23 protein-coding genes and 2 tRNA genes are annotated in these 23,385 nt (G+C 36.9%); all 25 read left to right on the forward strand.

Features of this window, described 5'->3' with window-relative positions; translation table 11 throughout:
• Position 1: 1 nt before the first annotated feature.
• Positions 2-1,603: a putative polysaccharide biosynthesis protein gene (locus VF726_RS30015; protein ID WP_440173872.1), complete on the forward strand. Its 1,602-nt coding sequence runs from the start codon at positions 2-4 to the stop codon at positions 1,601-1,603.
• A gap of 12 nt (positions 1,604-1,615) precedes the next feature.
• The gene (mazG, locus tag VF726_RS30020; RefSeq protein WP_440173874.1) at positions 1,616-3,079 is read left to right on the forward strand and encodes a nucleoside triphosphate pyrophosphohydrolase; all 1,464 of its coding nucleotides are present in this window, start codon (positions 1,616-1,618) and stop codon (positions 3,077-3,079) included.
• 11 nt (positions 3,080-3,090) lie between these two features.
• Positions 3,091-3,366: an RNA-binding S4 domain-containing protein gene (locus VF726_RS30025; protein WP_440173875.1), complete on the forward strand. Its 276-nt coding sequence runs from the start codon at positions 3,091-3,093 to the stop codon at positions 3,364-3,366.
• 58 nt (positions 3,367-3,424) lie between these two features.
• Complete coding sequence (gene yabP, locus VF726_RS30030; protein WP_001059101.1) at positions 3,425-3,733, forward strand: sporulation protein YabP; 309 nt, start codon at positions 3,425-3,427, stop codon at positions 3,731-3,733.
• Complete coding sequence (yabQ, locus tag VF726_RS30035) at positions 3,730-4,383, forward strand: spore cortex biosynthesis protein YabQ (RefSeq protein ID WP_078419795.1); 654 nt, start codon at positions 3,730-3,732, stop codon at positions 4,381-4,383. The genes yabP and yabQ overlap by 4 nt, the downstream gene beginning before the upstream one ends.
• Positions 4,380-4,739 carry a cell division protein DivIC gene (gene divIC / locus VF726_RS30040; RefSeq protein WP_001208736.1) on the forward strand — a complete coding sequence of 120 codons (360 nt, stop codon included), beginning with the start codon at positions 4,380-4,382 and terminating at the stop codon, positions 4,737-4,739. The genes yabQ and divIC overlap by 4 nt, the downstream gene beginning before the upstream one ends.
• A gap of 87 nt (positions 4,740-4,826) precedes the next feature.
• Entirely contained in the window at positions 4,827-5,309 is a 483-nt protein-coding gene (locus VF726_RS30045) for a S1 domain-containing RNA-binding protein (RefSeq protein ID WP_000021452.1), read from the forward strand.
• A gap of 160 nt (positions 5,310-5,469) precedes the next feature.
• A tRNA-Met gene (locus VF726_RS30050) sits at positions 5,470-5,543 on the forward strand.
• 13 nt (positions 5,544-5,556) lie between these two features.
• Positions 5,557-5,628: transfer RNA gene (locus VF726_RS30055), tRNA-Glu, on the forward strand.
• Positions 5,629-5,888: 260 nt separating this feature from the next.
• Entirely contained in the window at positions 5,889-8,360 is a 2,472-nt protein-coding gene (gene spoIIE, locus VF726_RS30060; protein ID WP_141539710.1) for a stage II sporulation protein E, read from the forward strand.
• 224 nt (positions 8,361-8,584) lie between these two features.
• Positions 8,585-10,015 (forward strand): tRNA lysidine(34) synthetase TilS, encoded by a 1,431-nt coding sequence (tilS, locus tag VF726_RS30065; RefSeq protein WP_440173880.1) that lies wholly within the window; start codon positions 8,585-8,587, stop codon positions 10,013-10,015.
• The gene (hpt, locus tag VF726_RS30070) at positions 10,012-10,554 is read left to right on the forward strand and encodes a hypoxanthine phosphoribosyltransferase (protein ID WP_000981839.1); all 543 of its coding nucleotides are present in this window, start codon (positions 10,012-10,014) and stop codon (positions 10,552-10,554) included. Before tilS ends, hpt begins: the two co-directional genes overlap by 4 nt.
• Positions 10,555-10,639: 85 nt before the next feature.
• Positions 10,640-12,541, forward strand: a complete 1,902-nt coding sequence (ftsH, locus tag VF726_RS30075; RefSeq protein ID WP_440173881.1) for an ATP-dependent zinc metalloprotease FtsH — start codon at positions 10,640-10,642, stop codon at positions 12,539-12,541.
• 225 nt (positions 12,542-12,766) lie between these two features.
• Entirely contained in the window at positions 12,767-13,555 is a 789-nt protein-coding gene (locus tag VF726_RS30080) for a type III pantothenate kinase (RefSeq protein WP_048526400.1), read from the forward strand.
• Between the two features lie 6 nt (positions 13,556-13,561).
• Entirely contained in the window at positions 13,562-14,437 is an 876-nt protein-coding gene (hslO, locus tag VF726_RS30085) for a redox-regulated molecular chaperone HslO (RefSeq protein ID WP_440173882.1), read from the forward strand.
• 113 nt (positions 14,438-14,550) lie between these two features.
• A complete protein-coding gene (gene cysK, locus VF726_RS30090) occupies positions 14,551-15,474 on the forward strand; it encodes a cysteine synthase A (RefSeq protein ID WP_440173883.1) in 924 nt (307 codons plus the stop codon).
• Between the two features lie 221 nt (positions 15,475-15,695).
• A complete protein-coding gene (gene pabB / locus VF726_RS30095; RefSeq protein WP_440173885.1) occupies positions 15,696-17,093 on the forward strand; it encodes an aminodeoxychorismate synthase component I in 1,398 nt (465 codons plus the stop codon).
• A 5-nt stretch (positions 17,094-17,098) separates the two neighbouring features.
• Entirely contained in the window at positions 17,099-17,686 is a 588-nt protein-coding gene (pabA, locus tag VF726_RS30100; protein WP_440173886.1) for an aminodeoxychorismate/anthranilate synthase component II, read from the forward strand.
• Positions 17,680-18,552: an aminodeoxychorismate lyase gene (gene pabC, locus VF726_RS30105; protein ID WP_440173888.1), complete on the forward strand. Its 873-nt coding sequence runs from the start codon at positions 17,680-17,682 to the stop codon at positions 18,550-18,552. The genes pabA and pabC overlap by 7 nt, the downstream gene beginning before the upstream one ends.
• Positions 18,527-19,387, forward strand: coding sequence for a dihydropteroate synthase (folP, locus tag VF726_RS30110; RefSeq protein ID WP_140392304.1), 861 nt, complete (start codon positions 18,527-18,529; stop codon positions 19,385-19,387). Before pabC ends, folP begins: the two co-directional genes overlap by 26 nt.
• The gene (folB, locus tag VF726_RS30115) at positions 19,388-19,750 is read left to right on the forward strand and encodes a dihydroneopterin aldolase (RefSeq protein WP_440173890.1); all 363 of its coding nucleotides are present in this window, start codon (positions 19,388-19,390) and stop codon (positions 19,748-19,750) included.
• Complete coding sequence (gene folK, locus VF726_RS30120) at positions 19,747-20,262, forward strand: 2-amino-4-hydroxy-6-hydroxymethyldihydropteridine diphosphokinase (RefSeq protein WP_440173892.1); 516 nt, start codon at positions 19,747-19,749, stop codon at positions 20,260-20,262. Before folB ends, folK begins: the two co-directional genes overlap by 4 nt.
• A complete protein-coding gene (locus VF726_RS30125) occupies positions 20,214-20,417 on the forward strand; it encodes a helix-turn-helix domain-containing protein (RefSeq protein WP_000387027.1) in 204 nt (67 codons plus the stop codon). Before folK ends, VF726_RS30125 begins: the two co-directional genes overlap by 49 nt.
• A 23-nt stretch (positions 20,418-20,440) precedes the next feature.
• Positions 20,441-21,439, forward strand: coding sequence for a tRNA dihydrouridine synthase DusB (dusB, locus tag VF726_RS30130; protein WP_440173894.1), 999 nt, complete (start codon positions 20,441-20,443; stop codon positions 21,437-21,439).
• Positions 21,440-21,598: 159 nt separating this feature from the next.
• Positions 21,599-23,098, forward strand: coding sequence for a lysine--tRNA ligase (gene lysS, locus VF726_RS30135; protein WP_087959058.1), 1,500 nt, complete (start codon positions 21,599-21,601; stop codon positions 23,096-23,098).
• Positions 23,099-23,385: the final 287 nt, after the last annotated feature.

The following is a 23,385-nucleotide window of genomic DNA, read 5'->3' on the forward strand; positions in this document are numbered from 1 at the left end:
CATGGAATCGAAGAAGTATCAAGCCTTTTGGCGTGGGGCTATTATATTAACAATCGCAAGTTTTGTTACAAAGGTATTAAGCGCCTTTTACCGTATTCCATATCAAAATATAGCGGGTGACATTGGTTTTTATATTTATCAACAAATATATCCGTTTTATGGATTTTGTTTAATTTTAGCTACTTATGGGTTCCCCATTATAATTTCAAAAATGGTTGCGGAACGATTAGAACGAGGGAAAAAGCAAGAAGCAGAAGAAATTATTTGTGTATCTTTTTGGTTTTTATTAGGGATTGGTTTCATAGGATTTTTTACATTATTCTTTGGTGCCGAAGCAATTGCAACAGCTATGGGCGATATATATTTAGAGAAGCTATTGCGTGTTATTTCCTTTTCATTCCTATTGATGCCGTTTTTATCTGTAGCGAGAGGATATTTTCAAGGGTTCAATAATATGATGCCTACAGCTGTTTCGCAAGTGATAGAACAAACGATTCGTGTTTCTATTATTGTATTTTTATCCTTATTCCTAATTGCTCACGGATTTGATTTATATACAGTTGGTGCAGGTGCTATGCTAGGTTCAATTGCAGGCGGATTGATTGGGATTATCGTACTTGTACTTTATATGCGTCATGATTTTCGTTCTATATTCTTCAAAAGTGTAAAGAGAATTAGAGGGAAAAAGAAAATCATTAAAATCCTGTTTTGGCAAGGATTGGCGATTTGTGTTAGTAACTTAGTACTTATTTTTATACAAATGGCTGATTCAGTTTCTTTCTATTCTTTACTTATTGGTGCAGGAGAGCAAGCTGAAAACGCAAAGGTGTTAAAAGGTGTGTATGACAGAAGTATCCCGCTTATGCAATTAGGTACTGTCGTGACAACTTCTTTCTCGTTGTCGCTTATTCCAATTATTACAGCGGCGAAGGAAAGAGGAGATCTTACCTTTATTCAAGAAAAGGTAAAGTTAGCAATGAAAATAACATTTGTTATTGGATTTGCAGCAGCCATTGGATTAACTTGTATTATTCAACCTACGAATATTATGCTGTTTGAAAATAGTGATGGGTCAGATGTTTTATCCGTTTTATCGTTATCTATTTTATTTAGTTCATTGTCGATTACAACTGCTTCTATTTTGCAAGGATTAGGACAAACATTAAAACCAGCAATATTCGTTATATTTGGGGGTTGTTTAAAGTTAGCTTTAAATTATATATTAATGCCGTATTTTGGTGTAAAGGGAGCTGCAATTGCAACGCTAGTTGCGTTAATTGTAATTTCTATGCTAAATAGTGCATTACTTATGCGAGCTGTATCCGAATCGCTTATCGATAAGCGTAATATGTTAGGTGTAGTTATTAGTGGTATTGGTATGGGATTTGTATTAATAATGTTTATGCGTGTATTGCAAATGTCTGGGTTAGTAATTGATATGGAACATAGAGGAATCGCGACACTTGAGGCGTTGTTAGGTGTAGCTATCGGCGGATTAGCATATATGTTTTTAATTTTAAAATTACGTGTATTTACAAAAGCGGAAATAGGAACCGTTATGAAAAAAGAGAAAAAAGAAGGTTCATTGAAGAAGAGTGGATAGAGGTGGCAGGTTGTGAGTGGAATCATTACTATTTTAGGATTAGGTGCTGGTGAATTAGATCAGTTAACGATGGGTGTATATCGAAAAATAAAAGAAGCAGATCACATGTTTGTTAGAACGAAAGAACATCCTGTTATAGAAGAGTTGGAGAAAGAAGGTATACAATATACTGCTTTTGACAATGTATATGAAGCGCATGATACATTTGAAATTGTATATGAAACAATTGCGAATACATTGATAGAAAAAGCTGAAGGGACAGAAATCATCTATGCTGTTCCGGGGCATCCGCTTGTAGCAGAAAGAACGGTTCAGCTATTGTTGGAAAAAGGTGAAGTAGCGAATGTTGAGGTGCAAATTGAAGGGGGACAAAGTTTCCTTGATCCTATGTTTGCAAGCTTAAAGATTGATCCGATTGAAGGATTCCAATTAATTGACGCTACATCATTTGAAAGAGGACAATTAGAATTACGTCAACATTTAATCTTTTGCCAAGTATATGACGCATTCGTTGCATCTGATGTGAAATTAACATTAATGGAGATGCTACCAGATGATTATGAAGTGTATATCGTAACAGCTGCAGGAACTTCATTTGAACAAGTTAAAAAGGTACCGTTGTACATGTTAGATCATGAAACGGAGTTGAATAACTTAACGAGTGTGTATGTACCGCCGGTTCAGGAACGTGCGTCCTTGTATCAACAGTTTGATGTGCTTCGAGAAATTATTGCAGATCTTCGTGGACCGAATGGTTGTCCGTGGGATAAAAAGCAAACACATCAATCTTTAAAGAAGTATTTAATTGAGGAAGCTTATGAAGTGTTGGAAGCAATTGATGAAGAGGACGATGATCACTTAGTAGAAGAACTGGGTGATATATTATTACAAGTTATGCTGCATGCCCAAATCGGAGAAGATGAAGGTTGGTTCTCTATAGATGATATTATTCGAACTTTATCTGAGAAAATGGTTCGTCGCCACCCGCATGTATTTGGGAATACAGATGTAGATAATGCCGATGAAGTAATCGCCAATTGGGAAGAAATTAAAAAACAAGAAAAAGGATTCGTCAAAGAATCTGTTTTAAATGGAGTTCCAAAAAGTTTGCCACAGTTACTACGTGCTTATGAAATCCAGAAAAAAGCTGGCAAGGTTGGTTTCGATTGGGTTGATGTACAACCGATGATAGAGAAAGCCTTAGAAGAATGGCAAGAATTCCAACAAGAAGTTACAAACATGGATGAGGCGAAGATGTTAAGTGAATTTGGCGATTTACTATTTGCGTTTGTTAATATAGCTCGTCATTATAAAATAGATCCAGAAGAAGCGTTGCGTTCAACGAATGAGAAATTTATCGGTCGTTTCTTATACATGGAAGCAAAGGTAGCTGAAATGAATAAAGAGATGCAAGATTTATCATTAGAGCAGTTAGATGTTTTATGGGAAGAGGCAAAACAAACAGAGCGTAAATAGGGGGATTTAATATGCGTCTAGATAAGTTTTTAAAAGTATCACGTTTAATTAAAAGAAGAACATTAGCAAAAGAAGTAGCTGATCAAGGAAGAATATCAATTAATGGTCAAGTGGCGAAAGCAAGTTCTGATGTGAAAGTTGCTGATGAATTAACAATTCGTTTCGGTCAAAAAATAGTAACTGTAAAAATAAACGAATTGAAAGAAACGACTAAAAAAGAAGATGCAGTAAATATGTATAGCTTAGTTCGTGAAGACAAAGTAAAGGCTGAAGAAGGCTTGTTCTAAAATCAATTATCTCTTCATACATTACTATTAGCTAGTATAAATGTATGGGGGGATTTACGTGAATAATGGTTACTCACCTATGTCTTCTAATCAACAAAATGTTTCTGTAGAGCATGATATTATTATGCGTGGCAGGCGTGTAATTGATATTACCGGTGTAAAGCAGGTAGAGAGTTTTGATAGCGAAGAGTTTTTACTTGAGACTGTAATGGGATTTTTAACGATTCGTGGTCAAAATTTGCAAATGAAAAATTTAGATGTAGAAAAAGGTGTTGTATCGATTAAAGGGAAAGTTCATGAGATGCTGTATATTGATGAGAATCAAGGGGAGAAAACTAAAGGATTCTTTAGTAAGTTGTTTAAATGAGTTTAACAATTCAGTTGTATACGATGCTCTCAATGATCGGAATGGGTGCTTGGATTGGAGCGTCTTTAGATACATACCAACGATTTTTAAAACGTCAGGAACGTAAACGTTGGCTTGTATTTATACATGATATACTATTTTGGATAGTCCAAGCATTATTCGTTTTTTACGTATTGCTTCTTGTAAATGAAGCTGAACTACGTATATATGTATTTTTGGCATTATTATGTGGTTTTGCGGCATATCAAAGCTTATTAAAAGCACTATACATGAGACTGTTAAATTTTCTCATCTATATTTTTGTGCAAACAACACACTTTTTTGTTCAAATTATAAAGCTACTCATGATAAAACCTGTTATTATTATAGCGCAGCTATTTATTGCATTTATATTATTCTTATTTCGTATACTGCTTTCAATTGGACATGTGTTATGGAAAATGGTGATTTGGATATTACTTTTCATATGGAAAGTTTTTTTCTGGCCTGTTCGATTTATTGCTTCGCTCATATGGAAACTTCTCCCTAATCGTGTTAAACTTTTTATAATGAAACATGTAGGGTTCCTGCAATATATAGCAAAATTGAAGGGACATATCTTCCAATTATGGGAGCGTATAAAAAAGAAGTTAGGGGGACCTCGGAAATGAGGGAACTGAGACAAAGAACAATCGAAAAACAGAGTCCAAATCCTGTTAAAGAGCATATAATACAAACGGATGAGAACAGGAAGCGACTTTATCGCCGTTTAGCGGTTTTTCTTGTCTTTGCTTTTACAATTATTGCGAGTATTAGTGTAACGTTTTATCAACAAAACAGTTCCATTAAAGCAAAAGAAGCAAAAGTTAAGGACATGAAAAAAGAACTGGATTCATTAACGAATAAAGAAAAGAGTCTAAAAGACGAAGTTCAAAAGTTAAATGATGAAGAGTACGTATTAAAGATTGCTAGAAGGGATTATTTCTTCTCTGGAAAAGGGGAGATAATTTTTCCTGTTTCTAAGTAGAGTATGTCTTATTGACACTATATTTTAGGATTATATATAATAAAGTAAAATTTGACTTTTTAACCACTAAGGAGGAGCATTTTTTTTATGTCAATCGAGGTAGGCAGCAAGTTACAGGGTAAAGTAACAGGTATTACAAATTTTGGGGCTTTTGTGGAGCTGCCAGAAGGCTTAACGGGTCTTGTTCATATTAGTGAAGTTGCTGATAATTATGTGAAAGATATTAACGATCACTTAAAAGTGGGCGACCAAGTAGAAGTAAAAGTTATTAACGTTGAAAAAGATGGCAAGATCGGTCTATCTATTAAAAAAGCGAAAGAGCGTGAAAAAACAGAAGGAGATCGTCCACGTGGTGAATACCAACGCGGTGGCGATCAACAACGTTCTGGACGTCCACAACGTAATCGTTCTTTCAACAGAGATAACCGTGGTGGCGGTAACGACCGCGCTCCAAAAGAAACATTCGAGCAAAAGATGGCTCGTTTCTTAAAGGATAGCGAAGATCGTTTAACTTCTTTAAAGCGTAACACTGAATCTAAACGTGGTGGCCGTGGCGCGCGTCGCGGATAATAACAACGTTTAATTCTTAGCATATAAAGAGGTACCCAGGGCGATTGCTCGGGGTACTTTTTTATATGTGAAAATATATTTTAAAAAAAGTTTTCAAGATGTGTTGACTTTAAATTATATCTGAGGTAAGATACTAATTGTCCGTTAAATAAGACGACATGGCGGTGTAGCTCAGCTGGCTAGAGCGTACGGTTCATACCCGTGAGGTCGGGGGTTCGATCCCCTCCGCCGCTATATTTAATTTAACGGCCCGTTGGTCAAGTGGTTAAGACACCGCCCTTTCACGGCGGTAACACGGGTTCGAATCCCGTACGGGTCATCCTAAAAAGATCATGCAAATTTGCATGATCTTTTTTTGTTAAATAAATTAAGACATACAACACTTCTACAAAATCACCCTGTATTTTCTGAATGTTCGATTAAAAAATTAAAAATAAATTACATACTGTGTATATATGTAGAGTTATTTCGAATAAAAAGTCGAACGATTATAAAAGTGAAAACTGTTGTTTTGACAAAAATCCCAATAATCATCTTTTATAATGACAGTAATTAAACTATGCAGGTGGTGTTAAAAATATGCCTAAAGCAGGAAGGAATACTATGAATACAAGTGCATTGGCAATGAATGAAGGTCAGCTTGGAGGAGTAAAGTGGACGAGTAAGTTGCGAATGAAGTTTGAGCAAGTTTTCTTTAGATGGGGATTTATTATTGTTGTTATTGGTTTTCTTTTGGGACGAGCATATATATTAACAAACATTTTACCGTTTGCACTGCCGTTTTTTGCTGCTGTTTATGTTATGAAGCGGGATAAAATGCCGCTCGCGTTCTTGGCTTTAATGGGGGGCGCACTTTCAGTTTCGATAGATAATTTATTCTTTACCTTTGCGTCTATTTTTACTTTCTTCATTTATAATATCTTCTTTAGTCGGTTTACACGTAAAACTGTTGGACTTGTTCCATTCCAAGTATTTATCTCCGCATTAACCGCACATTTAGTTGTTGTATATTTTGCACAGCAAACTGTCACCATGTACGATTTACTCGTTAGTACGATTGAGGCTGGGCTTAGCTTCGTATTAACTATGATATTTTTACAAAGTGTTCCACTTTTAGTAGAACGAAAAGGTAAACAACAAGCGTTAGAGACAGAAGAAATTGTTTGTTTAATTATATTACTAGCATCTGTTTTAACAGGTACAACAGATTGGTTCGTATATGACGCTTCTATTCAACATATTTTTACTAGATATTTAGTGCTCGTGTTTGCGTTTATTGCGGGGGCTGCTACAGGATCTACAGTGGGGGTCGTCACTGGATTAATTTTAAGTTTAGCGAATGTCTCCAGTTTGTCTCAACTTAGTCTACTTGCTTTTTCTGGTTTGCTTGGTGGTTTGCTAAAAGAAGGGAAGCGTTTAGGTGTTAGTTTAGGTTTATTAATTGGGACGAGCTTGATTACGCTATATGTAGACAAGCAAACAAACATCGTGACAACTTTAATTGAATCTGGTGTAGCGATTGCTTTCTTCTTATTAACACCGAAACTTGTTATGGATCGTATTGCTAAATTTATGCCGGGCACACAGGAACATTCGCAAGATCAACAACAGTATTTAAGAAGAATGCGTGATGTTACAGCGAATAAAATCAACCAATTTGCCAATGTATTTGCTGCTTTATCTAATAGCTTTTCTGTATATGGATATGTGGAGGAGGAAGATAAAGAGACGGAGGCAGATTTGTTCTTAAGTACAATTACCGCAAAAACATGTCAAACATGCTTTAAGAAGGACCAATGCTGGGTAGTTAATTTCGACAAAACGTACGATTACATGAAACAAATAATGAGCGAAACGGAAGAAGGAACCCTGCAACATAATCGGAAGTTAGTTCGTGAATGGGACAAGCATTGTGTGAGAGGGAAGAAAGTAACGGATTTAGTAGCAGGTGAATTAGATCACTTTTATGAGGGACAAAAATTACGAAAACAAATGAAAGAAAATCGTAGAATAGTAGCAGAGCAACTGCTAGGTGTATCAAAAGTTATGGAGGATTTTGCTAAAGAAATACAAAGAGAACGAGAAAATCATCAAGTTCAGGAAGAGCAGATTCTGCAAGCGTTTCGTGATTTTGGTGTAGAAGTAGAGCACGTTGATATTTATTGTTTAGATAGAGGAAGTATTGATATTGAAATGTTGATTCCAGTTGCATCTAATGAACACGGAGAGTGTGAAAAGTTAGTTGCACCGATGCTTTCTGATATTCTAAAGGAAAATATTGTTGTTAAACATGAAGAAAAATCTTCTTATCCGAATGGCCACAGCTTAATATCATTTGGATCAGCGAAAACGTATTCTCTTGATACGGGCTTAGCCACAGCTGCAAAAGGCGGTGGGTTTGTTTCGGGTGATTCTTATGCGATGATGGATTTAAGTGTCGGTAAATATGCTCTTGCTATTAGTGATGGTATGGGAAATGGGCAAAGAGCTCATATGGAGAGTAAAGAAACGGTGAAATTATTACAAAAAATACTTCAATCAGGCATTGATGAGGAAATAGCGATTAAGTCTATCAACTCTATTCTTTCTTTAAGAACAACAGAAGAGATGTTTACGACGTTAGATTTAGCTATGGTAGATTTACGGGATGCGAGTGCGAAGTTTTTAAAGATTGGATCGACGCCAAGTTTTGTTAAACGTGCAAATAATATTTTGAAAATTGAAGCAAGTAACTTGCCGATGGGAATTATTGAGGATGTTGAAGTTGATGTAGTGGGTGAGCAGTTAAAAACGGGTGATATTCTTATTATGATGAGCGATGGGATTTTTGAAGGAGCACAACATGTGGAAAATCACGAACTATGGATGAAGCGGAAAATTAAAGAGTTACAAACTGAAGACCCGCAAGAAATTGCTGATATCATCATGGAAGAGGTGATTCGCTCTTGTGATGGTTATATAAATGATGATATGACTATTGTTGTGGCGAAAGTGAAGAAAAATATGCCGAAGTGGGCTACGATTCCAATTGTAGGAATGCAGGCACAATAAGGTGAAATTTTAAGTGTGATATTTCTTTCAAAAAACCTAGGTGACTGCCTAGGTTTTTTGCTTTAAAAGATAATGTTATTATTTTTGTGAATATGTACGGATGATGTAAGATAAAAATGTAATTTTTGTATATCTTTTTTTTGCACAATGTTTGTAAAAGTTGTACCATTATAAACAAGGTAACTAACGTTGCTGTTCTTGTTTAATGAAAGGTGATTACGAAGTTGAAAGATACATTTGTTGAAAAGGTAGATGACTTTGTAAAGCAGCATGATGTATTAAAGGAACGTTCAACAATTGTTGTGGGGGTTTCTGGTGGTCCTGACTCTTTGGCTCTTTTATATTATTTGTTAGAAAAAAGAGCAGCAAAACAGTTTGAAATTGTAGTGGCACATGTGGATCATATGTTTAGAGGTGACGAATCTCATGAGGACCTACAGTTTGTGCGGGAACTTTGTAAAGGGCTGGGAGTTATTTGCGAAACAATAAGGATTAATGTGTCGCAATATCAACAGCAATACGGGATGAATGCACAGGTTGCTGCTAGAGAATGCAGATATGCATTTTTGGAAAGAATAATGAAGAAATATGATGCGAGATATGTAGCCCTTGGACATCATGGTGATGATCAAGTAGAGACGATTTTAATGCGCCTTATGCGAGGGAGTACTCCGAAAGGATATGCAGGAATTGCAGTGAAGCGTCCTTTTCATAATGGGTATTTAATTAGGCCGTTACTTGGAGTAACGAAGGAAGAAATTGTTGATTACTGTCATAAGCTGAAAGTAATTCCACGTATAGATCCAAGTAATAAAAAGGAAGTATATACAAGGAATCGATTACGTAAATATGTTCTCCCTCATTTGAAAGAAGAAAATTCACAGGTGCATGAGAAATTCCAAAATTTTAGCATGCTGATGCAAGAGGATGAGGCGTATTTGCAGGAATTAGCTTTTGAGAAAATGAATAAAGTAATTACAAAAAAAAGTGATAAACAAATTAGCTTATCAATTCCTGCCTTTGAATCCATGTCTATGCCTTTACAAAGAAGAGGGATTCAACTAATATTAAACTATCTTTATGAATATAAGATTCCATCTTCTCTTTCCTCTATACATATTGACAAAGTGATTGAGTTTTTTAAGCGGACACAACCTTCGGGTTCACTTGATTTCCCAGGTGATTTAAAAATTGTCCGTGCATACGAGGAGTGCAGCTTTGGATTTAAACAAGAAATTGTTTCTCCTTTTTTACAAGATTTATCAGTGCCCGGGACAATTACGCTATCTAACGGGGATAAGCTTGTAACAGAGGTGAGCGAAGATATACCAAGTAACATGAATGAAACAGTTTTTGTTGCTAAGTATAATGATATATCATATCCACTTCGTATTCGTTCTAGAGAAAATGGAGATCGCATGTCAATACAAGGTATGAATGGCACTAAAAAGATAAAAACTATTTTTATCGAAGCGAAAGTACCAAGAGAAAAAAGAGAAGAATGGCCGGTCGTTTGTGATGCAAGTGGGAATATTATTTGGTTACCCTTGTTGAAGCGATCTGCATTTGCTATCTCGAAAGAGACAGCAAAGAAGGATAAATATATGATTATTCACTACAAAAGCAAGGAGTCTTCCGGGAGGATAATGAAATGATGAATCAAGATATCGAAAAAGTATTAATTTCTGAAGAGCAAATACAAGAAAAGGTGCTCGAATTAGGCGCGGTTATTGCAGAGGATTATAAAAACACAGTACCTCTTGCGATTGGTGTACTAAAGGGTGCAATGCCATTCATGGCAGATTTATTAAAGAGAACAGATACATATCTTGAAATGGATTTTATGGCTGTATCTAGTTACGGTCACTCAACTGTTTCAACAGGCGAAGTGAAAATTTTAAAAGACCTTGATACTTCTGTAGAAGGTCGCGATATTTTAATCGTTGAAGATATTATTGATAGCGGTCTTACACTAAGCTACTTAGTAGACCTATTTAAATATCGTAAAGCGAAGTCTGTAAAAATTGTTACGTTATTAGATAAACCAACAGGCCGTAAGGTAGATTTGAAAGCGGATTATGTTGGATTTACTGTACCGCATGAATTTGTTGTAGGGTATGGATTAGATTATAAAGAGCAGTACCGTAATCTTCCTTATGTAGGAGTATTAAAACCAAGCGTTTACTCAAATTAATTAAATACAGGCGTCACAATTGTATAGGAAATTTTTTCTATGTTACGATTTACTATAGTGTTTATGCCGTGAGAGGAGGTTAGGAATGAATCGTATCTTCCGTAATACCATCTTTTATTTACTGATATTCCTAGTAGTAATTGGAATCGTGAGCTATTTTAATGGTTCGACACAAAAAACGACATCAGTTAGCTACGATAAATTCATTACTAAACTAGAAAAAGGTGAAGTGCGTAATGTGCAACTTCAACCGAAAAATGGTGTATTTGAAGTAAAAGGACAATTTAATAACTCTAGCCAAGGAGAACAATTTGTTACTTATGCACCAAATACTGAGGAATTACAAAAGAAAATTAATGATAAAGCGCAAGGTGCTGAAGTTAAGTATCAACCAGCAGAAGAAACAAGTGCTTGGGTAACATTCTTTACTTCTATCATTCCGTTTGTCATTATCTTCATTTTATTCTTCTTCTTATTAAACCAAGCTCAGGGCGGCGGTAGCCGTGTTATGAACTTCGGAAAAAGTAAGGCGAAGTTATATAATGACGAAAAGAAAAAGGTTCGTTTCAGAGATGTTGCTGGAGCGGATGAAGAGAAACAAGAGCTTGTTGAGGTAGTTGAATTCTTGAAAGACCCTCGTAAGTTCGCTGAAGTTGGTGCCCGTATTCCTAAGGGTGTTCTATTAGTAGGACCTCCAGGTACAGGTAAAACTTTATTAGCACGTGCTGTTGCAGGTGAGGCAGGCGTTCCGTTCTTCTCTATCAGTGGTTCTGATTTCGTTGAGATGTTCGTCGGTGTCGGTGCATCACGTGTACGTGATTTATTCGAAAACGCAAAGAAAAATGCTCCTTGTATCATTTTCATTGATGAAATTGATGCGGTAGGCCGTCAACGTGGCGCGGGTCTTGGTGGTGGCCATGATGAGCGTGAGCAAACGTTGAACCAATTACTTGTTGAAATGGATGGATTCGGTGCAAACGAAGGTATTATTATCATCGCTGCGACAAACCGTCCTGATATTCTTGACCCAGCATTATTACGTCCAGGTCGTTTTGACCGTCAAATTACAGTAGATCGTCCAGATGTAAATGGCCGTGAAGCTGTACTGAAAGTACATGCTCGTAATAAACCGCTTGATGAGAATATCAATTTAAGAGCAATTGCAACTCGTACACCAGGATTCTCTGGTGCTGATCTTGAAAACTTATTAAACGAAGCTGCTTTAGTGGCTGCGCGTCAAGATAAGAAGAAAATTGATATGAGTGACATTGATGAAGCGACGGATCGCGTTATTGCAGGTCCGGCTAAGAAGAGTCGTGTTATCTCTGAAAAAGAACGTAATATCGTTGCTTTCCATGAAGCGGGCCATACTGTAATTGGTGTTGTTCTTGATGAAGCTGATGTCGTTCATAAAGTAACAATTGTCCCTCGTGGTCAAGCTGGTGGATATGCAGTAATGCTTCCGAAAGAAGATCGTTACTTCATGACAAAACCAGAGTTACTTGATAAAATCACTGGTTTACTTGGTGGTCGAGTAGCAGAGGAGATTGTGTTTGGTGAAGTGAGTACAGGTGCTCACAACGACTTCCAACGTGCGACTGGCATTGCAAGACGTATGGTTACGGAATTCGGTATGAGTGATAAGCTTGGACCAATGCAATTTGGTAGCTCACAAGGTGGTCAAGTGTTCTTAGGAAGAGACTTCCATTCAGAACAAAACTACAGTGATGCAATTGCACACGAAATCGATGTGGAAATGCAAACGATTATGAAAGAATGTTATGCTCGTGCAAAAGATATTCTTACTGAAAATCGTGATAAACTAGATCTTATTGCGAAAACGTTACTTGAAGTAGAAACGTTAGATGCAGAGCAAATCAATCACTTATGTGATTACGGCAGATTGCCAGAACGTCCAACATCTTCAGCTGATGTGAAAGTAAACATTAACATGAAGAAGGACGATGAAGAATCAGAAGATAAGTAAGAGATGAAGGAGTGACGATAGTCACTCCTTTTTTTATTTGTGGAATGAAATGAAGCAGAAAAAGAAATTAAATAAATCTTGTATTAAAAATTGAAATAGAGCGTAATCTTTTTGTAAAATGATGAGGATAGAAAAGCTGATTATATAAGTATGTGTGATATGATGTTTTTATAAGTTTTATACATACTGCACAAATATAGATTAAATAAGATAAGTGGTGAGAATATGATTTTTGTATTGGATGTAGGGAACACAAATGCTGTACTAGGCGTGTTTGAAGAGGGGGAACTTCGTCAGCATTGGCGCATGGAAACAGATCGTCATAAGACAGAAGATGAATATGGAATGCTTGTAAAACAGTTGCTTGAGCATGAGGGTCTTTCGTTTGAAGATGTGAAAGGTATTATCGTGTCTTCAGTCGTACCACCAATTATGTTTGCTTTAGAGCGCATGTGTGAAAAATATTTTAAAATTAAACCGCTTGTAGTAGGTCCTGGAATAAAAACGGGGCTAAATATTAAATATGAAAATCCACGTGAAGTAGGCGCGGACCGAATTGTAAATGCAGTAGCAGGAATCCACTTATATGGAAGTCCGCTTATTATTGTCGATTTCGGTACGGCTACTACATATTGTTATATTAACGAAGAAAAGCATTATATGGGTGGCGTTATTACGCCGGGAATTATGATTTCAGCAGAGGCTTTATATAGTAGAGCGGCAAAACTTCCACGTATTGAAATTACAAAACCAAGTAGTGTTGTTGGAAAGAATACGGTAAGTGCGATGCAATCTGGTATTCTTTACGGTTATGTGGGACAAGTGGAAGGTATTGTTAAGCGTATGAAAGAGGAAGCTAAACAAGAACCGAAAGTTATTGCAACAGGTGGATTGGCAAAATTAATTTCAGAAGAATCGAATGTAATTGATGTTGTAGATCCATTCTTAACGTTAAAAGGCTTGCATATGTTATACGAGCGTAATGCAAATTTACAGCATGAGAAAGGTGAATAAATGAGTATGAAAGATTATTTAGTAAAAGCGTTAGCGTTTAACGGAGAAGTGCGTGCATATAGTGTACGTACTACAAATACGGTAAGTGAGGCGCAAAGACGTCATGATACATGGAGAACAGCTTCAGCAGCACTTGGTCGTTCTTTAACTGCAGGTACAATGATGGGCGCAATGTTAAAAGGTGACCAAAAGCTGACGATTAAGGTAGAAGGTAATGGCCCGATTGGTCCTATCTTAGTAGATGCTCATGCGAATGGGGATGTACGTGGTTATGTAACGAATCCGCATGTTGACTTTGAAGGGACAGAACAAGGGAAATTACGTGTATATCAAGCGGTAGGTAATGAAGGATTTGTAACAGTAATTAAAGATATTGGTATGCGTGAGCCGTTTATTGGTCAATCTCCAATTGTTTCAGGAGAATTAGGAGAAGACTTCACGTATTATTTTGCGGTTTCTGAGCAGACACCTTCTTCTGTAGGTGTTGGTGTACTTGTAAATGGAGACGACAGCATATTAGCGGCAGGTGGATTTATCCTTCAAATTATGCCGGGTGCACAGGAAGAAACAATTTCGTTCATTGAAGGTCGTTTGCAGAAGATTCCTCCTGTATCAACGTTGATTGAACAAGGGCTTTCTCCAGAAGAGTTACTGTATGCAGTTCTTGGAGAAGATAAAGTAAAAGTATTAGAAACGATGGATGTTCAATTTAATTGTACATGCTCACGCGAACGTATTGAGAGTGTGTTGATTAGTTTAGGTAAAACAGAATTAGAGCAAGTTCGTGAAGAAGAGGAAGAGACGGAAGTTCATTGTCATTTCTGTAATGAGAGATACAAGTTCTCTAAAGAAGATATTACAAATTTAATTGAGAATTTGTAATAAGGAAATTAAGAGGATTCACCCCTTAAATGGATTGACAAACAGGGAATTTTCTGACAAAATCTAAATATAGATAAAACCAATAAAAATACTCGGTGTTAGGAGTGACAGGAATGCGAGTGGCACAATCAGTTTCAGAATTAATCGGGAAAACGCCGATCGTTAAGTTGAACCGCATCGTAGAATCAGACAGCGCAGATATATACTTAAAATTAGAATTTATGAATCCGGGAAGCAGCGTTAAAGATCGTATTGCATTAGCTATGATTGAAGATGCTGAAAAAAAGGGATTATTAAAAGAAGGCGATACAATCATTGAGCCAACAAGTGGTAACACAGGAATTGGTTTAGCGATGGTAGCGGCTGCTAAAGGATATAAGGCAATTTTAGTAATGCCAGAAACAATGAGTATTGAGCGTCGTAATTTATTACGTGCTTACGGTGCAGAATTAGTATTGACTCCAGGACCAGAAGGAATGGGTGGAGCAATTCGTCAAGCGACTGAATTAGCAAAAGAGCATGGCTACTTTATACCACAACAATTCAAAAACCAATCGAATCCAGAAATTCACCGTTTAACAACAGGTCCAGAAATTGTTGAACAAATGGGTGACCAATTAGATGCATTTATTGCAGGTATTGGTACAGGTGGAACGATTACTGGTGCTGGTGAAGTACTGAAGGAAGCGTATAAAGATATTAAAATTTATGCAGTAGAACCTGCGGATTCACCAGTACTATCTGGTGGGAAACCAGGTCCACATAAAATCCAAGGAATTGGAGCGGGATTTGTCCCAGAGACGTTGGATGTAGAAGTATATGATGAAATTGTTCAAGTGAAAACAGAACAAGCGTTTGAATATGCGAGAAGAGTGGCGAGAGAAGAAGGTATTTTAGTCGGTATCTCTTCTGGAGCAGTTATTTATGCAGCAACAGAAATTGCAAAAAAGTTAGGTAAAGGGAAAAAGGTACTTGTTATTATCCCAAGTAACGGTGAACGTTATTTAAGTACACCACTTTATCAATTTGAGTCTTAATTATATGTGATTGAAAAAGCATCCTTGAAAAAAGGATGCTTTTTCTTTTTGGATTGGAAATAGGAAAAGAGTGAATGACTAGAAAACTTCATGTAAAATAAGATGTAGTATAATTAATTTATTTTCACTAGCCTTCGAGTATAACCCTTCTGCGTACATAACAAATGTAGTTTGAAGTGGTTACTTTAAGAGGGTGGGATAAAAGAAGACGGGGTGTTGATATGCAACGAAGAAAATCTTTAGCGCTTTCTATTCCATATCAGTTAGATTTCTTTAAGCAATATAAATTTCTTTCTAAGGATAAACCGCAACATATTTTGTTAGAGAGTAGACGTGGCGGTCGTTATAACATTGTGGGGTTGAACCCAGTAGCGGTAATCCGTGGGAAGGGTGAAACGTTACATATAAATGAAAGTGGTAAGGAAACAATAAAGCAAGGAAATCCATTAGATTTAATGCAGGAATATATGGAGCGATGGAAAACGGACTATAATCCGGAGTACCCGCCATTTCAAGGTGGTGCAATTGGTTACTTTAGTTATGATTGCATCCGTTATATTGAAAAACTTCCTTCTCTTGCAGAGGATGACATTAATATACCTGATATATTCTTTTTGTTATTTGAAGATGTATTTGTGTATGATCAAGAAGAGAAAGTATTATGGATTATTACACATTATGTAGATAAGTATGAAGAGGCACAAGAGCGACTAAATGAGTGGAAGGTTCTTTGGGCGACAGAAGCGCCGGAAGTGACTATACCATTTGCCTGCCCTGAAAAGAAAAGTGAAGCAGTTGCTTTTACTGAAGAAAGCTTTATGAAGGCAGTTGAATGTATTCAAGAATATATTGGTGCTGGTGATGTGTTCCAAGTAAACTTGTCGACGAGACAAGAAAGAACGTTACAAACACACCCACTAGAAATTTATACAAGTCTTCGTGAAATTAATCCATCTCCATATATGGGTTACTTGGAGCTTGGAGATTTTCAAATTGTTAGTGGATCGCCAGAGTTGTTAATTAAGAAACAAGGAACCGAAGTAAGTACAAGACCAATTGCTGGGACGAGATCTAGAGGTTCAAATGCGCAAGAAGATGAAGCGTTAGCAAGAGAATTAATTGAGAACGAAAAAGAAAGAGCAGAGCACGTCATGCTTGTAGATTTAGAACGAAATGATTTAGGGCGCGTTTGTAAATATGGTACGGTAGAAGTAGATGAATTTATGGTAATTGAGAAATACTCACATGTTATGCATATTGTTTCTAATGTGCGTGGTGAAGTGGAAGAAGATAAAGATGCTTTTGATTTAGTGAAGGCTGTATTCCCTGGGGGGACAATTACTGGTGCCCCGAAAATACGTACGATGGAAATCATTGAAGAATTAGAACCTGTTCGCAGAGGGATTTATACAGGTTCAATTGGTTGGATCGGTTATTCTGGAGATACAGAATTGAATATTGTAATTAGAACACTTCTTGCTAAAGATGGAAAAGCGCATGTACAAGCAGGAGCAGGGATTGTAATTGATTCAAATCCGGAAAATGAATATAAAGAGTCGCTAAAAAAGGCGATTGCTTTATGGCGTGCAAAAGAACGTAGCGAAGAAACGGTTAGGTGAGAGAAATGATATTAATGATTGATAATTATGATTCTTTTACATTTAATTTAGTGCAGTTTCTTGGAGAACTTGGACAAGAGCTCGTTGTTAAACGTAACGATGAAGTGACTATTTCAGATATTGAGAATATGAAACCAGACTTTTTAATGATTTCGCCAGGTCCATGTAGTCCGAATGAAGCAGGAATTAGTATGGAGGTTATTCGATACTTTGCTGGAAAGATTCCGATTTTTGGGGTTTGTCTAGGGCATCAATCTATTGCGCAAGTGTTTGGTGGAGAGGTTGTTCGTGCCGAGCGATTAATGCATGGGAAAACGTCGCCTATGTATCATGATGGAAAGACGATTTTTTCGGATATCCCTAATCCATTTACTGCGACGCGCTATCATTCCCTTATCGTTAAGAAAGAGACGTTACCGGAATGCTTAGAGGTAACATCTTGGACAGAAGAAGGGGAAATTATGGCGCTCCGTCATACAACATTGCCGATTGAAGGTGTACAGTTCCATCCGGAATCTATTATGACTTCTCACGGGAAAGAGTTATTGCAGAATTTCATTGGGAAATACAGTCCAAGTGTGACATCATGTTAATTTACGTAAATGGTCAGTATATAGAAGCGGATGAAGCGAGAATTTCGCCGTATGACCATGGTTATTTATATGGTCTTGGAGTTTTTGAGACGTTTCGTATTTATAATGGTCATCCTTTCTTATTGGATGATCATTATGACCGTTTAGTAGGTGCGCTAGATACATTGCAAATTAAATGGGCGATGACGAAAGGTGAAGTAATGCTTATTTTGCAGGATTTACTCGTTAAGAATGAGTTAGAGCATGCATACGTCCGTTTTAATGTATCAGCGGGTATAGATGAAATTGGATTGCAAACGGAAATGTATGAAGAGCCGTCTGTTATTGTTTTTATAAAACCTTTAGCAGCCCCGGGAGATGTAGTAGAAAAAGAAGGGGTTATTTTAAAACAAGTACGTAATACGCCAGAGGGTGCATCTCGCTTGAAGTCTCACCATTATTTAAATAACATTTTAGGAAAACGTGAAATTGGAAATGTTGCGAATAAAGAAGGTATTTTCCTTACTGAAACAGGTTATGTTGCAGAGGGTATTGTTTCGAATCTCTTTTTTGTGAAGGATGATATTTTATATACACCTTCGCTCGGAACAGGGATTTTAAATGGCATCACTCGTGCGTTTATTATAAAGGTTGCTGAAGAACTAGACATAGAAGTGAAGGAAGGTTTCTTTACAAAAAATGAATTGCTTTCAGCTGATGAAGTCTTCGTAACAAACTCGATTCAAGAAATTGTTCCGCTTAATCGGATAGAGGAGCGAGATTTCCCGGGTAAAGTAGGGATGGTTACAAAAAGATTTATGAATCATTATGAAATGCAGAGAGAGAAATTGTGGAGCAGAAATGAATTGCGAAGAGGAGATGTGTAGTTTGAAGTGGGATTATGATTTGCGCTGCGGCGAATATACATTGAACTTAAATGAAAAAACGTTAATTATGGGGATTTTAAATGTAACACCAGATTCGTTTTCTGATGGTGGGAGTTACAACGAGGTAGAGGCTGCAGTGCGTCATGCGAAAGAAATGCGAGATGAAGGTGCTCATATTATTGATATCGGCGGTGAATCTACTCGTCCGGGTTTTGCTAAAGTATCAGTGGAAGAAGAAATAAAGCGAGTTGTTCCAATGATTCAGGCTGTTTCAAAAGAAGTAAAATTGCCTATTTCTATCGATACGTATAAAGCTGAAGTTGCAAAACAAGCAATCGAAGCGGGTGCTCACATTATTAATGATGTTTGGGGAGCAAAGGCGGAACCGAAAATCGCTGAAGTTGCAGCTCATTACGATGTGCCTATTATCTTAATGCATAATCGCGATAATATGAATTATCGTAATTTAATGGCTGATATGATTGCTGACTTATATGACAGTATTAAAATTGCTAAAGATGCTGGCGTGCGAGATGAGAATATTATTTTAGACCCAGGTATCGGTTTTGCTAAAACACCTGAACAAAATTTAGAAGCGATGCGTAATTTAGAACAGTTAAACGTACTAGGTTATCCAGTTCTCTTAGGTACTTCAAGAAAGTCCTTTATTGGGCATGTACTAGATTTACCGGTAGAAGAACGTCTTGAGGGAACGGGAGCTACCGTTTGTCTCGGTATTGAAAAGGGTTGTGAGTTTGTTCGTGTTCATGATGTGAAGGAAATGGCGCGTATGGCTAAGATGATGGATGCGATGATTGGTAAGGGGGTAAAGTAATTGGATAAAATTTATATTCATGATATGGAGTTTTACGGTTATCATGGTGTATTCCCAGAGGAAAATAAATTGGGCCAGAGATTTAAAGTGGACTTAACGGTGGAATTGGATTTGAAGCGAGCAGGAGAAAGTGATGACTTAGAGCATTCTGTTAATTATGGAGAACTTTTCGAGTTATGTAGGAAAGTTGTTGAAGATAGAACATATAAGCTTGTAGAGAGCATTGCTGAAAATATCGCTACAGATGTATTGAAACAATATGAGAGTATTTCAAGATGTACAATAAAGGTAATTAAACCAGATCCGCCGATACCGGGACATTATCGTGCTGTAGCAGTAGAAATTACGAGAGAACGTCCATGAATAATATAGCTTACATTGCATTAGGTTCAAATATTGGAGAGCGTTATACGTATTTAATTGAAGCGATTCAGTTTCTAAATAAAAATCCTTATATCCAAGTTGAGGATGTTTCATCTGTATATGAAACGGAACCAGTTGGTTATACTGACCAAAGTTCCTTTTTAAATCTAGTTATAAAAATTTCTACCAATTTACCACCGCAAGAATTATTGAAAATCACGCAAAAAGTAGAAAACGACCTAGGAAGAAAAAGGGAAATCAGGTGGGGTCCGAGGACTATCGACCTTGACATTTTACTATATAATCAAGAAAATATTGAAACAGAGAATCTTATTGTTCCGCATCCGCGGATGTTCGAAAGAGCTTTTGTTATCGTTCCGTTGTTAGAGATTAATCAAGATATAAAACAAAACATTTCACGTTCACAAGTAGAAGAAATGAAAAGGCGAGAGGGAGTAACGGTATGGAAGCAGAAAAATGGGGAAGACGCATTCGTGCTTTTCGAAAGTTAAAAGGTTATACGCAAGAAGGTTTTGCGAAAGAATTAGGGGTATCTGTATCTGTTTTAGGTGAAGTTGAGAGAGGGAATCGATCGCCTTCCCAAGATTTTGTAGTGGAAGTTGCTAAAGCGTTAAAGGTCTCGATAGATGAGCTAATGCCAAAGTGACTATGAAGGAAGGAGTAAATCGAGTGTTAAAAATCGCAAATATTGAGATGAAGAACCCGGTTGTATTAGCACCGATGGCGGGTGTGTGTAACTCTGCATTCCGTTTGACAGTAAAAGAATTCGGTGCAGGCCTAGTTTGTGCCGAAATGGTAAGTGATAAGGCGATACTATTGAACAATAAAAGAACATTAGATATGTTATATATCGACGAGAGAGAGAAGCCATTAAGTTTACAAATTTTTGGTGGAGAGAAAGAAACTCTTGTAGATGCTGCGAAATATGTAGATCAATATACGACAGCGGATATCATTGATATTAATATGGGTTGCCCGGTACCGAAAATTGTTAAGTGTGATGCAGGAGCAAAGTGGTTGTTAGACCCGAATAAAATATATGAAATGGTAGCGGCAGTTGTAGATGCTGTAGAAAAACCAGTCACAGTTAAAATGCGTATTGGTTGGGATGAGGATCATATTTTTGCAGTCGAGAATGCAAAAGCTGTCGAGCGTGCTGGTGGACAAGCGGTAGCAGTTCATGGACGTACACGAGTACAAATGTATGAAGGGAAAGCGGATTGGGATATTATTAAACAAGTGAAGCAAGCTGTAAATATCCCAGTTATCGGAAATGGTGATGTCGCGACGCCGCAAGATGCAAAGCGTATGATTGATGAAATTGGTGTAGATGGTGTTATGATTGGTCGCGCTGCCCTTGGAGATCCGTGGATGATTTATCGTACGGTAAAGTATTTGGAGACTGGTGAATTAATGCCGGAACCGACAGTGCGTGAGAAAATTGACGTATGTATGTTGCATCTAGATCGTCTTATTGATTTAAAGAACGAAAGTGTTGCTGTAAGAGAGATGAGAAAGCATGCGGCTTGGTATTTAAAAGGTATTCGTGGTAATGCAACTGTACGTAATGGTATTAATGCTTGTAATACGCGTGGAGACCTTGCGAATGTATTAGGTGCATTTGTAGAAGAAGTAGAAGCGAAACAACAAACAATTCACGTTGGTTAATAATAGAAAGGGAAGATTGACATTCTTCTATACACTTCCTATAATTACGTGAAAGAAAGAAGAGCTGCCAGTTAGTTGCTGGCAGTTTTTCTAGTTGAGTAGAAAATGCTATACTGTATATATTGTAAAAATTAATAGAGCTGGAGTGATATCAATACCATGGATAACATGAACCACGAAGAATTAAACGACCAATTGCTTGTTCGTCGTGAAAAGCTACATAACTTACGTGAGCAAGGAATCGATCCGTTCGGTAAACGATTTGAACGTACAAATGCAACAAATGACTTATTAAGCTTATATGGAGAGTTCTCTAAAGAAGAATTAGAAGAAAAAGAAATCTCTGTTTCTATCGCTGGTCGTATTATGACGAAACGCGGTAAAGGAAAAGCTGGATTTGCGCATATTCAAGATTTACATGGACAAGTTCAAATTTATGTTCGTAAAGATGCTGTTGGAGATGAAGAGTACGAATTATTTAAAACAGCAGATTTAGGTGACTTAGTAGGTATTGAAGGTAAAGTGTTCAAAACAAACGTTGGAGAACTTTCGGTGAAAGCAACGGGCTTTACGCTATTAACGAAATCCCTTCGTCCATTACCGGATAAATATCATGGATTAAAAGATGTTGAACAACGCTACCGTCAACGTTACTTAGACTTAATTACAAGTATGGAAAGCCGTGAAACATTCGTTACTCGCAGTAAGATCATTCGTGAAATGAGAAGATACTTAGATGACAACGGTTATCTTGAAGTGGAAACACCTATGATGCATGCAATTGCAGGCGGAGCTTCTGCTCGTCCTTTCACTACGCATCATAATGCGTTAGATATGGAATTATATATGCGTATCGCAATTGAACTTCATTTAAAACGCCTTATCGTGGGTGGATTAGAAAAAGTTTATGAAATCGGTCGTGTATTCCGTAATGAAGGTGTATCGACTCGTCATAACCCTGAATTTACGATGATTGAATTATATGAAGCGTATGCTGATTATAAAGATATTATGAAACTAACAGAAAATATGGTTGCTCATATCGCGAAGCAAGTACTAGGTACAACAACAATCCAATATGGTGATTATGAAATTAATCTAGAGCCAGAATGGACACGTCTTCATATGGTAGATGCAATTAAAGAACATTCTGGAGCGGATTTCTGGAATCCGATGAGTGTGGAAGAAGCGCGTGAACTTGCGAAAGAACATAATGTAGATATTAAGGATACAATGGAAGTTGGTCATATTATAAATGAATTCTTCGAACAAAAAGTAGAAGATAAATTAATCCAACCAACATTCATTTACGGTCATCCTGTAGAAATTTCGCCACTTGCGAAAAAGAATGACGAAGATCCACGATTCACAGATCGTTTCGAATTATTTATCGTTGCACGTGAACATGCAAATGCATTCACTGAGTTAAATGATCCAATTGATCAAAAAGAACGTTTTGAAGCGCAATTAAAAGAACGTGAACAAGGTAATGACGAAGCTCACATGATGGATGACGATTATATCGAAGCTCTTGAGTACGGTATGCCTCCAACAGGTGGACTAGGAATTGGTATTGATCGTCTTGTTATGTTACTAACAAATGCACCATCTATTCGTGATGTACTGTTATTCCCTGCTATGCGTCATAAACAAGACTAAGCTTTGGAGATTTCTCCAAAGCTTTTTTTATTTAACTATGAGTAGTGGGGTCTGGTGGTGCGAGAAATTATATTTATATAGAAGAAATATGCTGTTTTTATACTTTTTTACTAAGTTAAAAATTTTATTAGAAAAACTATTGCATTTTAATAATCAAACTGGTATATTTATATTCGTTGCCACGAAAGGTAACAAGCAAAACAAACGAAAAACAACTTATTGAAAAAAGTTGTTGACGAAAATATAACGAAATGTTATATTAATAAAGTCGCTTATGAGTGACAGAC

Origin of the sequence: Bacillus sp. Brlt_9, from assembly GCF_051948935.1 — a bacterium.
In the GTDB taxonomy this organism is placed as follows: domain Bacteria; phylum Bacillota; class Bacilli; order Bacillales; family Bacillaceae_G; genus Bacillus_A.